Here is a 15,074-nt window from a genome sequence, read left to right on the forward strand (position 1 = left end):
TTTGAAATTGTAATTTGACGATCGATTCTTAGCTCGACTTTATCCATCTGAGTAGCGTAGATAGCAAGATCGATCCCTCAACCGCTCAAGATAAAGCGAGAGGGAACAATGTAGCGCAAGAGATTTCATTGGTGCGGTCAAATTTATGTTTCATCGTTGCTAGGGGCGATATCAGCATTTTCAACGATTCCATTGGATCAGACCATCAGACTCTTACCGATCGGGTGCGAAAAATGTAATAATACCAAATGGTCTAAGCTTTTACATAACTCTATAGCTACCTCACCGTGTGACAACTAAGTGTTGTGCAAAGATATTAATCTGATAAAATTATTTCCGCCATTTAGTTTATGACTCAACTTGCCAATTCCGCTGACGTACCAGATCTCGGTCGTCGCCAATTCATGAACCTCCTGACCTTCGGGACGATTACAGGGATGGTTCTAGGAGCTGCCTATCCCTTTGTCGCATATTTTGTACCTCCTTCTAGCGGTGGTGCTGGTGGCGGTGCAATTGCCAAAGATGCCCAAGGTAATGACGTTAAAGTCAGTGAATTTATCGCAGGCAAAACCAAAGGAGATCGAGCATTAACTCAAGGATTGAAAGGCGACCCCACATACATCGTAGTTGCTGATGGCACGATCGCTGACTATGGCATCAACGCCATCTGTACGCACCTTGGTTGTGTCGTTCCTTGGAACAAAGCTGAAAACAAATTCATGTGTCCTTGTCACGGTTCTCAGTACGATGAGACAGGCAAAAAAGTACGTGGTCCCGCACCTCTATCTCTACCACTAGCTCATGCTGCGGTTACAGAAAACGATACCATCTCTCTGACTGCCTGGACTGAAACCGACTTCCGCACAGACGAACCAGCTTGGTGGGCATAAATTAGGGATTAGGAGTTAGATATTAGGTATTAGAGATCGGAACAGGACCTAAAGCCTAAAACTATCGAGCCTAAAGCCTAAAAAAAATCTGTATATTATTAATTTTCTTCGTCTGTCATCCTTAACCCATGAAATTAACTTTATCCCTGTCCTGGCAACGCAGTCAGCGGCTGTTGACCAAAACCTTAGTCGTACTCTTGGCTAGCGTCGGTATCATCCTCGCTAACGATCTTGTCTTACCACAATCCGCTGCTGCATATCCCTTCTGGGCACAACAAACCTATCCAATTACTCCCCGCGAACCCACAGGGAGAATCGTCTGCGCCAACTGTCACCTCGCAGCTAAACCTACAGAAATCGAAGTTCCCCAGTCGGTGAAACCCGACTCGGTATTTGAAGCTGTTGTCAAAATTCCTTACGACCAAAGTGTCCAACAAGTCACTGCCAATGGCGTTAAAGGGCCATTAAACGTTGGAGCGGTCTTGATGCTACCCGATGGCTTTAAAATCGCGCCTGAAGACCGTCTATCCCCTGAGATGAAGGAAAAAACTCAAGGGTTATATTTCCAACCTTACGGTGAAGGTAAAGAGAATATCGTCATTATCGGCCCATTACCTGGCGATAAATACCAAGAAATTATTTTCCCCGTACTGTCTCCCAATCCTAAAACTGAGAAAGGCATTTATTTCGGTAAGTACCAAATTCACGTCGGCGCAAATCGTGGACGCGGCCAGGTTTATCCTACTGGGGAGAAGAGCAATAACGGTGTATTTAATGCTTCTGTCGCTGGCAACATTACAACAATTGCCAAGCAGGAAGATGGTAGCAGCTTAGTTACAATTCAACCTGCAACTGGCGATGCCGTGGTCGATAAGGTTCCGGCTGGCCCTGAATTACTGATTGCTGAAGGTACTGCTGTGACGGCAGGACAAGCAATCACCAACAATCCTAACGTTGGTGGTTTCGGTCAAAAAGATATCGAAATCGTCTTACAAAATCCCGATCGGATTCTCGGTCTGATGGCATTTGTCTTTATGATTATGCTATCCCAAATCTTGTTAGTTCTCAAGAAGAAACAAGTCGAGAAAGTTCAAGCTGCTGAAATGGAGTTCTAGATATTATCTCGTCGGAGGGTGTGCGATCTCGCTCGAGATAACACACCAATATAACTTAAAAATGCACTAGTTATAACAGCTAGTGCATTTTTTTGATTTTATACCAAATCCAAAAAATTGAAATAGAGATATATCTCTATCTTATTTAATTCTTATTCCTTAGAGGTTGTTTGAAAAGTTCAATATTTTACTGGGATAAAGTCTACTAAAGTAGACTTTATCCCAGTAGCCCGCGATTTATCTGCAGGTGGTTGCGAGCGAAGCTGACAATCTGTACATTATTTTATGCTTTTCAAACACCCTCTTAGCGATCGACAATTGTAATTTGGCTAGCTGCTGCAACGGCTTTAGCTCGGGCTAATTCAGTCGTTTCGGCCTTTGCTAAAGTAACACCCATTCGTCGATAGGGGCGGGAATCAGGTTTACCAAATAGTCGAACATCTACATCGGGTGTATTGAGTGCTTTATCTACTCCAGTAAAGTAAATAGAATCGGATTGTTCGCTTGCTAAAATCACTGCACTTGCAGCCGGAGCGTATTGAATAATATTTGGAATCGCTAGACCTAATACTGCTCGTAAATGCAACTCAAATTCATTGAGATTTTGGGAGATTAATGTCACCATGCCCGTATCATGAGGGCGCGGTGATAATTCCGAAAAAATCACTTCATCAGCAGTGATAAAAAATTCTACCCCAAAAATCCCCGCTCCGCCTAATGCATTGGTAACTTTGGTCGCAATTGCTTGCGCATCTGAAAGTTGAGCGGGAGTAATTTCCGCAGGTTGCCAAGATTCTTGATAATCACCGCGCTCCTGGCGATGTCCGATGGGCGGACAGAAGATTGTGGGTGAATTCCATTGTTTAATAGTTAATAGGGTAATTTCGATCTCAAAGTTGATAAATTCTTCAATAATTACTTTTTGACTATCGCCCCGCGAACCATCGATGGCGTAATTCCAGGCTGTCTCTACTTCAGCAGCATTAGCAACTACCGATTGCCCTTTTCCCGATGAAGACATCACTGGTTTGACAACATTAGGAAAACCAATCTCTTGGGCTGTTGCCTGCATTTCTGCCAATGTCGTAGCATAGGCATATTTAGCCGTCCGCACCCCCAATCCGCTGTGAGCTAGTTCGCGAATCCGATCGCGATTCATCGTATAGTGAGTTGCCTTAGCAGTAGGAATAACGGTAATTCCCCGCTGTTCAAATTCTGCTAATTTTTCGGTTCTAATTGCTTCGATTTCGGGAATAATGTAGTCCGGTTGATGTTTCGAGACAACTCGTTCGAGATCTTCCTCACTCAACATCGAGATGACTTCAGATTCATCAGCAACTTGCATCGCTGGCGCGTTGGGATATCGATCGACGGCGATTACCTGATTACCGAGTCGTTGTGCCGCGATCGTAAACTCTTTACCTAATTCACCCGACCCCAATAGCATCAACTTTTTTGGCAGTTTAATCACAATCTAAGTACAGAAACAATCTCCCCTATTTTAACAATAAAAATGTGTGTAATTATCAATTATCAATTACCCCCTAGCTCCAATTAATAATCGCTTCAATCGCCCATCTCGGACAACCCCGATGAGTACTGACAGTTTTTTCGCTAATGACATTACCTCGATCGTCAAGCATCGTTTCGGTTCTGACGATCGTTTCACCATGTTCTAGGTAATCTTCTAGTACATCAATAGCACTAGTCCTGAGCTGTTCGGAGATTTGGGGCAAGTGATGACCAGTTAGAGTGCTACTGCGATCGTCATCATACAAGAGAGATGAATTATTAGACTCACTGAAAACCGATTTAGACATAGTTGTATGGAAATTAAAATGGAGATCGCTATTAGGTGAAGTCTCGATTGCCAATTTAGAGATTATCTTGCCTAAAATATCGCTATCAGTACCACCATTAATAGCATTTTTTTGGTTTGTTAGATCGACATCATCCATTGATGGAAGATCTCCTAGTTTCGCAATCCAGGCAATCCGATCTCTGAGCGAGAGGGAAATCAATCCCAACCGAGTTTGAAGATCCAATCGATCGTCAGTACAGATCATTTGTTGAATGCGGTACCATTTTGATCGAGCAAGAATCAAAATATCTAATCGCAGTCCTACTCCAGTTTGTTGGCGATCTTCTTGCCAGGTTTGCCACAATACTGCTGCTGAATCATATCGCAGCGTATACCCTTCAGGGATTTCATACTTCTGATAACGCATGAATCGACGTTCGGCAGTAGCAGTATCAATCGGGATAAACTGACACTCAGAGATAATGTTTTGAATTAGTTCTGAGTATTTGCTATCTCTTTCAATCAGAATATAATGCAATTTTTCTGCTATTTTATGGATGGCAATCAAATCACCATTTGGAGTCGATAATTGCAATGAATTGTGTGCGTAATCGATGCGAAGATTTTGGTTTATTACCAGCCGTTTTTTACCACGGGCAAATCTCCAGATAATTGTTTCATCATCGAGCATACCGAGTGTGTTGTCTAGATCTTCTAGAAATTGACTGCGATCTTCCATCTCATGCTGTAGGTATAAATCTTGGGAACTTTCGGCGAAGCTTGAATCTCCATGGGAATGAGCATCAACCATCATTCTTTGTCGAGCGATCGCTAAAAACTTTATATAACTTTTTTAGCGTTAGACCTAATCTGAGGTCTACCATGCCACTTCTCTAGAGTACCCAAAATTATGGTGGCGATTAAACTATTTCCTAATTTTATACTTAAAGCCCTGCCGCAGATGAAGTAAGGATAAAGCAGTCTCTGTCGAAAATCGGGCGTTGCTGAATTGGGGTATGAAACAGATCGAGACATCACTGCGATCTCAATTACTAAAAACCGCGAAAAACCAGTAACTGCACCAATCGGATCGAAAAGATGTAGCAAAATTAATAGGTGTTGCACAAATTTTGGTCATAAACTGTAAACCACCATGCAGAAATAGAGAAAATTAACGTTGCAAGGTAGCTTGCTACATTCATGTCGCAAAAATTACAGTGTGAGGGAAATATCCATAAAATGACAAAATTATTATCAAAAAATCTTCTATCTCCAGCCCTGGTTGCGCTCGCGATCTGGATTGCAGGTGGATCTACTGCGAGTGCTAATCCTCAGGGCGATCGATCGACAACCGTAACTCCTCAGCGTAATCCGACTCAATCTATCTCCACACCAAGATCGATCGCGACCACTGTTACCGAGCCTACTAACGAGCAAGTCGTCCCAGCCGCAGAAGCGACAGAAATTAAGCCTGGGGAATGGGCTTATCAAACACTTCAAGCCCTAAGCTCTAAATATAGCTGCAGTAATGCTCCAGCGGGCGATAAAACCCTGTCTCGTGAAGAATTTGCCACTAGTCTCGATGGTTGTATCCAATCGATGGAGCAACTAGTTGCGAGAAAACCGCGTAGATTACTCAAAAAAAGACGAGTAGCACCAGCCCCTGAAATCATCGCACCTGAAGTCGTCACACCTCCAGCAGCCCCTGAAATTACACCGCCACCCGCCGATGTTGCTCCAGTTGCACCTCCAGCACCAGTAGAGCCAGAGGTTAGTCAGCAAGACATCGATCGACTCAAGCAATTAATTGAAGCTTTCCGCAGCGACTTACAATCCGTAGATGCGCGGATCGAAGCCTTGGATAAAAAAACTGCTGAAATCAAAGAGAAGAGCTTTTCCACTACTACCAAATTAAACGGGGAAGTAATTTTTGGGGTGAGCGGATATGGTGGCGTTACTTCAACTCCAGCTATTGCTGAAACTCCAGCTACCGTTGTCAATGGTGTTGTCGTGCCTGGTAAAGCTGCTGTTCCTGCTCGATCTGCAACTGGTAACGTATTTAGCGATCGAGTCCGGCTCAATTTTGATACCAGCTTTACAGGCAAGGATAAGCTCAGAACGCGATTACAGTCCCGCAATACTCCCAACCTGGGCAGCGCGGTAACAGGGACTAATATGACCCGATTGGGTTACGACGGAAATGAAGATAACGGTACTAGTGTGTCGCTGCTGCAATACAGTTTCCCCCTTACCCCTCAAACCAAAATCATTGCCGAAACGATCGGTAGTGAGTTCAATGAGAACATGTATACCTTCAACCCAATTCTCACTAGTTCTGGTAGCGGATCGATCTCTCGGTATGGTCGTTACAACCCCATTTACCGACTTAGTGGCGATGGCGCATCCTTAACTCTAAATCATAAGTTTAGTGATGAACTAGCTCTGGCATTAGGCTATGCCATTCCAGGCACAAATGCTGCTGCCAGTACTGCATCGGGTAGTGGCTTATTTAATGGTTCTAATGCCATCATCAGTCAGTTGCAATTTACACCCAGCCAGGATCTCAACTTGGGTCTAATTTATGCTCGTTCTTATAGCAGCGACGGTAATAATATCACGGGTGGAACTGGTAGTAGTGCGGCAAATCGACCCTTTGCCTCAGCACCAACGACCGCCAATCATTATTCATTCCTAGCTAGTTATAAGCTCAGTCCCAGTTTTGTTTTCTCTGGTTGGGCAGGTTTCACAGAAGCTAATCGTGAGACTACGGCTGGTGGTAGAGCCAGTAGCAGTAACTATGCGGTCTCATTAGCGTTCCCTGATCTCGGTCAAAAGGGTAATAACTTAGCATTTATTTTGGGTATACCACCAAAACTTAATTCACGGAGTGGTACAGGGCTTGCTGTTTCACCTGATTCCAGCACTTCTTATCATCTGGAAGCTTTGTACAAGATGAAGTTGAGCGATAACATAGACCTTACGCCTGGTTTATTACTCATTACCAATCCCGACCATAGAGCTAACCCAACTGAGTATGTTGGCACGGTGCGGACGACATTCAAGTTCTAACTAGTATTAGGTGGCGTAAATAAAGAGACTATTGCAGATGGAAATCGGGATTCGGGAATAGTTCCGTAAATTGCGCCGCCTAAGACTAGTCGATCGATCGGTTTCCAATCTCTCAAATAGATAAAAAAGGGAAAGTATTATTTACTTTCCTTTTTTTGTGTCGATCAAAGTCTTGTATCGTAAAGCACAATAAGTCTAGCACTTACTCATACTGGCTTTTACCGACCCAATCGATCGTTGCCTCAAGATTAACTTTTTCTGAAAACTGTAAACTATAATGCAGAAAAGAAAAGATTAGCACAGCAAAATGTAGCTTGTTATACTCGATCCTTAAAAAAAATTACAGTGTGAGGAACAGCATCAATCAAATGACGAAACTATTATCTAATATCTTTTTATCCCCGATCCTCATTGCTATTGCCATCTGGATGGCTGGATCTACACCTGCCACTGCTAATCCTGGTGGAAATGAAACTCCAAAATTAACCACCAAAAATACTACTGAGTTTTCTCACCCAGTTGCCAAAGAGATTGCTGCCACGGTTAGCAACGAGCCTACTGCCGAGCAAGTCACCCAAGCCACAGAAGCCACTGAAATTAAGCCTGGTGACTGGGCTTATCAAACACTCCAAGCTTTAAATACCAAATATAGCTGTCCCGACGCGCCTACAGGCAATAAAACCCTGTCTCGTGAAGAATTTGCTACTAGTCTTAATGGCTGTATCCAATCGATCGAGCAATTAGTTGCCAGAAAACCACGTAAATTCCTCAAAAAAAGACGAGTAGCACCAGCCCCAGCCGTTGTTACTCCCCCCCCAGTAGCTCCTGAAGTTGCACCACCACCACCAACTGTAGAGACTACCCCAGTCGCGCCTCCTGCCCCCGTCGAGCCACAGGTTTCTCAGCAGGACCTCGACCAACTCAAGCAACTAGTCCAATCTTTCAGCACCGAGCTTCAAGGCGTAGATGCGCGGATTAAAGCTCTCGATGCTAAGGTCACCGAACTCAAGGATAAAAGTTTTTCCACCACCACGAAACTAGTTGGTGAAGCAATTTTTGCCGTAACTGGTTTAGCGGGTGGGCCAAGTAGTGCAAACCGAAGTACTATTTTTTCCGATCGCGTGCGACTCAATTTCCGTAGCAGCTTTACCGGAAAAGATTTACTCCTCGTTCGCTTGCAAGCACGTAATAGCAATAGTTTTGCTGGATCGGTAGCAACTTCTGCTGCTAAAACCAACATGACTCGGTTGGGGTTTGAAGGCAGTGATGAGAACAACACGACTCTCCACAGATTGCAGTACCAACTGCCACTAACAGATTCAACCAAGGTATTTGTTGAAGCAGTAGGTAGTGAGTTGAACGATAACTACTACAATTTTAACCCCGAACATCAAGCTGCTGGTACTGGGGCAATTAGCCGATTCGGACGATTTAACCCCATCTACCGTCTCAGCAATGAAGGCGCAGGTGTCGGTTTAGATTACAAAGTGACTCCTGGATTAGGATTGGTCTTGAGCTACGTCGTACCTCGCGTCGGTATTCCTGGTGTGTCTGGTACAGCCCCAGAAACTGTAAGTAGTCCCTCAACTGGATTATTCAATGGTTCTAATGTGATATTTTCCCAGCTTACATTGAAACCTTCTGATGATCTGAGCTTGGGCTTAATTTATGCCCATTCTTACCATTCTGCTGGTACGGGTATTTCTGGTGCCAATGGTAGTAACATTGCCAATAACCCATTCAACTCCGCCAACCCTGCTAATCCTGCGGCACCCAATACTCTAGCACCAACTTCCGCTAATCACTATTCTGTCGCTGGTAGCGTCAATCTTTCCAAGGAGCTGATCCTATCAGCTTGGGGTGGTTTAACTCAAGCCAAACAAGAAGGAGGCGGTGGTAAAGCTGATATCTGGAACTATGCGGTGACTCTTGCTGCCAAGGATTTTGGTTCCAAAGGGAGTACATTGGGATTTGTGGTAGGGATGCAACCCAAAGTTACTGGGACTAACTTTTCTACTGTTGTTAATAATGTATCCACTCCGCGTATCGATAAGGATACTAGTCTACACTTTGAAACTTTTTACAAGTACAAAGTTAGTGATAATCTCTACATCACGCCTGGGATATTGATGTTGACAAATCCCGAACACAATGCTGCTAACCCTACTGAGTATCTCGGTACGGTACGAACAACTTTTGTGTTTTAGTCGCTAGCCTCGAACATTCACTCTAAATATCTCCCAAAAATTAGGGTAGGGGCAATTCATGAATTGCCCCTACCCTAATTTTTGGGGATTGCGATACTCAGATCTTGCGCCGTACATGACAACTAATGAAAATAGCCTCAAAACTTACCTCTAGCAGACTGCCCTTAGAAACCAAAAATTGCTCTCGTAGGGTGCGTTAGCATTAGCGGGAGCGTACGATCGAACCATAAAGGTGCGTTACGCTGCCGCTAACACACCCAACAACAAATCTCGTTTTGCGAAAAATCCTAACTCTCCGACAGGCGGCTATTTACTATTCACTATCCACTATCCACTAAACACTAGCAACTGCGTTCTGATGCAAGATGTGAGTATATTGATAATGGATCGTAGATAACTAATAACTAATGAAACGACGGGATATATTACTGGGAGCATCTAGCATAGCTACAGCCGCAATCGTGGCTAATGCCCAACTGTCTACAGCCAAAGAAGCAGATGCCAAAACCACCAATCCCGTGGCTAAACCAGCGGCTATTGTTGGTAAAAATATCCAAATTACGCAAGATTTACCAGGTTATTATGTGACCCCAACCGGAACGGGTAAATTTCCCGCAATCATTGTCCTCATGGAAGCTTTCGGTTTAAATAAATGGTGTAAGAGTATTTGTGACAGGTTAGCTCAGTCAGGATTTGCCGCGATCTCTCCAGACTTTTATCGTGGCACTACTTATGCCTATACCGATGTCCCTGGTGCCATTGCCAAGCTCAAATCGCTCAATGATGATGCTGTCATGAGTGATGTGGGTAAAAGTCTGGATTTTCTCGCAGGTAAACCTGAAATTAATGCCAATGGTATTGGTGTAATTGGCTTCTGCATGGGCGGAAAATACGCTTTTCTCACGAACTCCATCCATGCAAGCAAAATTAAAGCAGCGATTTCCTTCTACGGTGGTGGCATAGATCCCGCACCAAATAACCCACTGGGGCAAAAATCCTTACTCGATCGAGTCCCAGCTATGCAAGCACCGATTATGCTCATGTATGGTAGTGAAGACCAAATGATTGCCGCTGACGAACACGGTAGAATTGCCACTGCTTTATCCAAAGCGAAGAAACGCTATATCCTCAATCTTTTCCCTAACGCTGGACATGGCTTTATGAGCGACAGAAGGGAAAACTTTTCACCTGAAACCGCCGCAGAAGCTTGGATGATGACGACGGGATTCTTTAGCTCAAACCTCAAACCGAAAAAGCGGAAGTAAAACTGTTAAATCAAGAGTGCGTTATCTCGACAGGATAACGCACCAATAAGTGGCAGCAGATAACTTCTAGAAAATTCCTACTAAAACTGCAAAAGTAAATAAACAAAAAATACCGAGCGCAGCGAGCATCAATCCAAAATATGGAGCGCGAGTAGTGCTGTCAAGATAACGATTAACTTTTTGGTCTTTTTCTTCTGGATGCCAAATCATTGGGCGCATATCATTCACCTCAGTTGTAAATTTAGCTATACACCAATTATATCAATCCCTCAGAGTAGTCAATAAGAGGGGATGACTAAGTAATGTCAAATCTTAATTTGTCTGAAGGAATGATATTTTAGCTATCTTTGCCCGTAGCCGGTAATTTCTTCATCAGGGTAGCCATTTCGATCGCATTGAGCGCGTAACCCCAACCATGATTGCTCTTAATCCCCGCACGTTCTAGAGCTTGAGACATTGTATCGACAGTCAGCACCCCAAATACAACTGGCGTGCCGCTTTGGAATCCAGCCGCAGCGACACCTTTAGCAACCTCTGAAGACACGTAATCAAAATGGGGCGTATCGCCACGAATTACCGCACCCAAACAGATAATCGCATCATATCGATCGGAGTAGGCAAGTTTTTTTGCTACCAATGGCACCTCAAAGCAACCAGGCACCCACACATAGTCTACTTGGGTACCATTCGGGTCAACATCAATTCCGTGGCGTTTCAGGCAATCCTGACAGCTTTCTAGAAGTTTATTCGTAACGAGGTCATTAAATCGACCGATAACTATCGCAAACCGCAGAGAACTATCGCAGACGAGAGTACCTTCAAAAACTGCCATGTAATTAGGTGTGAGGTATTAGGAATTAGGTGTTAGGAAGGACATGAAAAGATTTGGATCGGCTGCAATTGAGACAGTATCGTCATCCTAGCAACCGATCGAGGAGATTGGCAATTCTAGACTACTAGGTAGTTTAAGACCCCAACGACGACTACTAACAGTGCCCAAGCTCCTGAACCGACGAACAGGAGTTGTTTCGATCGATCCCAGTTTTGTGGTGCTGCATAAGCAACAGGCACACCGACGATCATCACGAAAGATAACAGCACTAGGGCAAATAGTGCCAGGTTGAAAATTACAATCATTATATTACGCTCCCAAAACAGCAATATTTTAACTCAGCTATATAAAAATTTAGCACCTCTTTGGCTTGGTTGTTTGGTTATTTATCGGTTCTTTATCGATGGGGCTGCAATGTTAGCGTGTTAGGAGGGGAAATCCATGAATTTCTCTTATTGTTGCAATATGGTTCTTCTAAACCGATATCTTCCTTAGTCTTAGTCCGCACAAGCGGACTTTGCATTACTAGCGGCGACTTCAGTCGAGCAGCTCAACCGAACCGTTATTGCCTTTCGTCGAACAATTCGAGGATCGAGGGGATTTCACTCAGATCGTCGATACTTACATCAGCTTCTTTTGCTTCCAACCACTGTGAACTATATTTCCAAATCGTCCGCATCCCCGCACTTTTTGCGCCCAAAATATCCGCATCGGGATTATCGCCCACAAATACGCTATCCTGCGCTAAAACTCCCAATCGAGTCATCGCTCTCTGGAAAATTTCTGTTGTTGGTTTTCGGACTCCCTCTATTTCAGAAATGAGAATAACATCAAAATAGTCTTGAATTCCTAGCCCTGAGATTGCTCGATTTTGAAACTCCCCTCGCCCATTTGAGATAATGCCCAACAAGTAGCCTTGCTGTTTCAGCGTATTTAGCATCTCAACAAGATTAGAAAATGGCACACAATGAAACTGAAACTGCGTCTCATAGTCGTTTAGTAATGCTTGCCAAGTAATAGTTTCGATCTCAAATTGGGTGACTAGATTTTGATAAACTTTGTCTTTCCAAACATACCCGTGACAGTCTAATTCGATGAATCTATTTGTATAATCTATTTTGGGAATATGGATCAAGTGAGGATAGAGTTGATCGTATTGTACCGCAATAAATTGTTCGACAGATGCGTCTCGATTGAGTAGTGTTCCATCTAGATCAAAAAGAACCGATTTATTCATAACAGCTCTAACTTAATTGGATTTAGATCGATCGACTTAAACTAGATTCGATCGCGTATACTGGCACCTGAAGAAAATAATTGCGTTTAAATTGCTCTTCCTCGATCGCTGCAAAAAATATCTGTATAGTATCTAGAGCGTAAAAATCTACCTGATGCCGATCTTGCTGCTGAGATAATCTAATTGTCACCAGATTCGTTTGCTGCTGTAAGGAGATCTGAAAACCAATTTCAACCAGAGCATCTAGCCCTAATCTTAACGCTCGATCACTAATATTCAACTTCGATGTTAGTCGTTCTAGTTCGACTTCTGTACTAGTATTCGCCATGTATTTAGCAATCCCAACTAGCTGCTGAAGTATTTCTCGACTAGTAGCTAGATTAGTAGATTGATAATCGAGAGCTAGCCTACTATTTGTCTGAACTGCTGTTCGGCAATAAGATTGCAATTCACTCCATTCACTTGGGCATTGTTTAACCCAGGTAATCGATCCTAACTCGATATATTGCTGATCGATCTCATTTTGACGAAGATCGATTACTTTGAGCGGATATTGAGGACTTCTAATATTCGATCGATCGTCGGCAACGGCTGGACGCACTTCAACTAATCTAACTTCAAATCTCTTTTCATAAGAATTAAAATCTAGTTCGACGATCGCATCGCAATTTACTCTCGGAATCTCATGTTCGTAATGTCCCCACCAAATCCCTGGAAATCCCCTTGAGCTGGTAACATCCACTAGCTCAAACTTAGTCCGAATATATTGTACGGTTTTACCTTTAAAATCTTGAATATTCTTGTTCTTAATATCTTTAAATTGACAATTCTTAATTAGTAATTTAGGCACTGGATTGCCCATACCGTAAGGTTCTAGCAATAATAAATCTTCAAATAATTCTCGTCCACTACTTGCATTTAACTCCGCACATGTAATAATTAGATCGATCGCGATCGACGGTGGCGATACTTTGCCAATGCTTGCCTGTAACTGTTGATTGATGGCTTCGGTAAATATCGGAATATTCTCGACATTAATACTCATTCCCGCCGCAAAAGGATGTCCCCCAAAACTATTGAGTAAATGCGCTTGAGAATTAACTAGTTGATAAAGATCGATATTCTGAGTCGATCGAGCCGAACCTCTAGCAACTTGAGACTGTCCTTTTTCGACAACTTCGTCACTATTAGTACTCAATAAAATTGTCGGTTTACCATGCTCTTGAGCAATTTGTCCAGCAACTAAGCCTAGTACTCCTGGCGACCAATTATTATCGGATAGAACTATTACTGAGGTAGTCGATAAATCCAGATCGTCTAATTTATGCTGAATTTTGAGCGTCGTATTTTTCTGCAATTCCTTTCTACGAGTATTCGCTAGCTCAGTTTCAGCAGCTAACTCATCACAACGTTCGACATCCTTACTTGTTAATAGTTCCACCCCAAAACTAGCATCACCATGAATCCGACTAATTGCATTAATTCGCGGTGCAATTCCAAACGAAATATCCGTCGGTCTATCTCCATTACGTTTACATAGTTTTAATAACTTATGCACCCCAGGTCGAAAGCCGTCAATATCTGGTTGATTTTGCAAAGTTATTCGTTTAATTCCTTGCTGTGCCAAATAACGACAATCACCTTTAAGTTGTACCAGATCGGCAATTAAACCGATTGCAACTAAATCTAATAAATACTCTACAGGCTGCTGCGGAATATCTGGTAAAGTCGCATACAAAGCCTCAACTAACTTATAAGCAACAGCCACTCCAGCCAGATGAAATAACGGATGACTAGACTCAAAATAACGCGGATTAATAATTGCCGATACAGGTGGACGTTCGATCGGTAAAGTATGATGATCGGTAATAATTACATCTACACCCAATTCAGCCGCATATTCTACTTCCTTAATATTCGTACTGCCAGTGTCGCAAGTAACAATTAGCTTAACCCCTCGATCTGCAAATCTTTTTACCCCAGCAATATTTAACCCATGTGATTCCTTCATTCGATCAGGAATATAATAACTTAACTGCTCTCCTTGCTTGAAAAACTGCCCTAAGCCATCCCAAATCACGCTGGTAGCTGTCACCCCGTCCGCATCAAAATCGCCCCAAATTGCAACCTTTTCACCCCCAACACAAGCTTTTTTCAACCTTTTAACCGCAGCATTCATCTCCTCACCAAAAGCAAATGGACTAGTTGGTTGATATCTGTCGCAATCTAAATAACCAGGGATTCGATCGATCTCTCGTATCTCCCGCTGCCATAATAATTGTGCAGCATATTTACCATTAGCCATCGGTTTACACGACCGAATTGCTAAGATAAATTCAGCAGGAATTTCTAGTTGGGTTGGAAGTTGCCAGTCTAAGATCGAGTTCGCCATCTTTTTTCTGCGTTCCAGTCATCAGTTATTCGATTTATTCGATCGACAACGAGCAACGTCATTGTAACTTATATTTTCGATATTGTAACTTATATTTTCGATCTAATTATCACTCAAGACAAAACAACCCCAGTCGTAGACTGGGGTTGTTTTGTCTTGAGTATTAAGCTTGGCATCGAGCTATTTTGACAGGGGGCAACCCCCCAACTATCGTCGCCGCAATAGCGTTTCACCTCCGAGTTCGGGAAGGGATCGGTGTGGTTCCA

12 protein-coding genes and 1 rRNA gene are annotated in these 15,074 nt (G+C 43.2%); 5 read left to right on the top strand and 8 right to left on the bottom strand.

The features are described from left to right. Positions 1-350 precede the first annotated feature (350 nt). Together petC and petA are read left to right on the top strand one after the other, a co-directional pair. Entirely contained in the window at positions 351-890 is a 540-nt protein-coding gene (gene petC / locus RMO55_RS00565; protein ID WP_310421900.1) for a cytochrome b6-f complex iron-sulfur subunit, read from the top strand. Positions 891-1,018: 128 nt separating this feature from the next. Further along, complete coding sequence (gene petA / locus RMO55_RS00570) at positions 1,019-2,005, top strand: cytochrome f (RefSeq protein ID WP_310421903.1); 987 nt, start codon at positions 1,019-1,021, stop codon at positions 2,003-2,005. Positions 2,006-2,309: 304 nt separating this feature from the next. On the opposite strand, the gene purT is transcribed toward petA, so the two are convergent. Together purT and RMO55_RS00580 are read right to left on the bottom strand one after the other, a co-directional pair. Beyond that, complete coding sequence (gene purT / locus RMO55_RS00575) at positions 2,310-3,452, bottom strand: formate-dependent phosphoribosylglycinamide formyltransferase (RefSeq protein ID WP_310421933.1); 1,143 nt, start codon at positions 3,450-3,452, stop codon at positions 2,310-2,312. A 97-nt stretch (positions 3,453-3,549) separates the two neighbouring features. After that, positions 3,550-4,620 (bottom strand): hypothetical protein, encoded by a 1,071-nt coding sequence (locus RMO55_RS00580; RefSeq protein WP_310421905.1) that lies wholly within the window; start codon positions 4,618-4,620, stop codon positions 3,550-3,552. Between the two features lie 425 nt (positions 4,621-5,045). On the opposite strand from RMO55_RS00580, the gene RMO55_RS00585 reads away from it, so the two are divergent. The 3 genes from RMO55_RS00585 (at position 5,046) to RMO55_RS00595 (ending at position 10,347) form a co-directional block, all read left to right on the top strand. Further along, positions 5,046-6,875 carry an iron uptake porin gene (locus tag RMO55_RS00585; RefSeq protein WP_310421907.1) on the top strand — a complete coding sequence of 610 codons (1,830 nt, stop codon included), beginning with the start codon at positions 5,046-5,048 and terminating at the stop codon, positions 6,873-6,875. 368 nt (positions 6,876-7,243) lie between these two features. Next, complete coding sequence (locus RMO55_RS00590) at positions 7,244-9,082, top strand: iron uptake porin (protein WP_310421910.1); 1,839 nt, start codon at positions 7,244-7,246, stop codon at positions 9,080-9,082. Between the two features lie 407 nt (positions 9,083-9,489). Then, positions 9,490-10,347: a dienelactone hydrolase family protein gene (locus RMO55_RS00595; protein ID WP_310421912.1), complete on the top strand. Its 858-nt coding sequence runs from the start codon at positions 9,490-9,492 to the stop codon at positions 10,345-10,347. Positions 10,348-10,413: 66 nt separating this feature from the next. Here the strand turns inward: RMO55_RS00595 and RMO55_RS00600 are convergent, their stop codons facing one another. The 6 genes from RMO55_RS00600 to rrf form a co-directional block, all read right to left on the bottom strand. Beyond that, positions 10,414-10,575: a hypothetical protein gene (locus RMO55_RS00600; protein ID WP_310421915.1), complete on the bottom strand. Its 162-nt coding sequence runs from the start codon at positions 10,573-10,575 to the stop codon at positions 10,414-10,416. Positions 10,576-10,684: 109 nt separating this feature from the next. Next, entirely contained in the window at positions 10,685-11,179 is a 495-nt protein-coding gene (gene ribH / locus RMO55_RS00605) for a 6,7-dimethyl-8-ribityllumazine synthase (protein WP_310421918.1), read from the bottom strand. A 116-nt stretch (positions 11,180-11,295) separates the two neighbouring features. Further along, complete coding sequence (psbZ, locus tag RMO55_RS00610) at positions 11,296-11,484, bottom strand: photosystem II reaction center protein PsbZ (RefSeq protein WP_310421922.1); 189 nt, start codon at positions 11,482-11,484, stop codon at positions 11,296-11,298. A 257-nt stretch (positions 11,485-11,741) separates the two neighbouring features. Then, positions 11,742-12,416, bottom strand: a complete 675-nt coding sequence (locus tag RMO55_RS00615; RefSeq protein ID WP_310421926.1) for an HAD-IA family hydrolase — start codon at positions 12,414-12,416, stop codon at positions 11,742-11,744. Between the two features lie 22 nt (positions 12,417-12,438). Further along, entirely contained in the window at positions 12,439-14,808 is a 2,370-nt protein-coding gene (recJ, locus tag RMO55_RS00620; protein WP_310421929.1) for a single-stranded-DNA-specific exonuclease RecJ, read from the bottom strand. Between the two features lie 167 nt (positions 14,809-14,975). Beyond that, positions 14,976-15,074, bottom strand: a 5S ribosomal RNA gene (gene rrf / locus RMO55_RS00625); the annotation flags it as partial.

It is taken from the genome of Chamaesiphon sp. VAR_48_metabat_135_sub (assembly GCF_031418915.1).
Taxonomy (GTDB): Bacteria; Cyanobacteriota; Cyanobacteriia; order Cyanobacteriales; family Chamaesiphonaceae; genus Chamaesiphon.

Coding starts and splice junctions, on each gene's coding strand:
- petC (WP_310421900.1), top strand. CDS start 351: ATGACTCAACTTGCCAATTCCGCTGACGTACCAGATCTCGGTCGTCGC.
- petA (WP_310421903.1), top strand. CDS start 1,019: ATGAAATTAACTTTATCCCTGTCCTGGCAACGCAGTCAGCGGCTGTTG.
- purT (WP_310421933.1), bottom strand. CDS start 3,452: ATGCTATTGGGGTCGGGTGAATTAGGTAAAGAGTTTACGATCGCGGCA.
- RMO55_RS00580 (WP_310421905.1), bottom strand. CDS start 4,620: ATGATGGTTGATGCTCATTCCCATGGAGATTCAAGCTTCGCCGAAAGT.
- RMO55_RS00585 (WP_310421907.1), top strand. CDS start 5,046: ATGACAAAATTATTATCAAAAAATCTTCTATCTCCAGCCCTGGTTGCG.
- RMO55_RS00590 (WP_310421910.1), top strand. CDS start 7,244: ATGACGAAACTATTATCTAATATCTTTTTATCCCCGATCCTCATTGCT.
- RMO55_RS00595 (WP_310421912.1), top strand. CDS start 9,490: ATGAAACGACGGGATATATTACTGGGAGCATCTAGCATAGCTACAGCC.
- ribH (WP_310421918.1), bottom strand. CDS start 11,179: ATGGCAGTTTTTGAAGGTACTCTCGTCTGCGATAGTTCTCTGCGGTTT.
- psbZ (WP_310421922.1), bottom strand. CDS start 11,484: ATGATTGTAATTTTCAACCTGGCACTATTTGCCCTAGTGCTGTTATCT.
- RMO55_RS00615 (WP_310421926.1), bottom strand. CDS start 12,416: ATGAATAAATCGGTTCTTTTTGATCTAGATGGAACACTACTCAATCGA.
- recJ (WP_310421929.1), bottom strand. CDS start 14,808: ATGGCGAACTCGATCTTAGACTGGCAACTTCCAACCCAACTAGAAATT.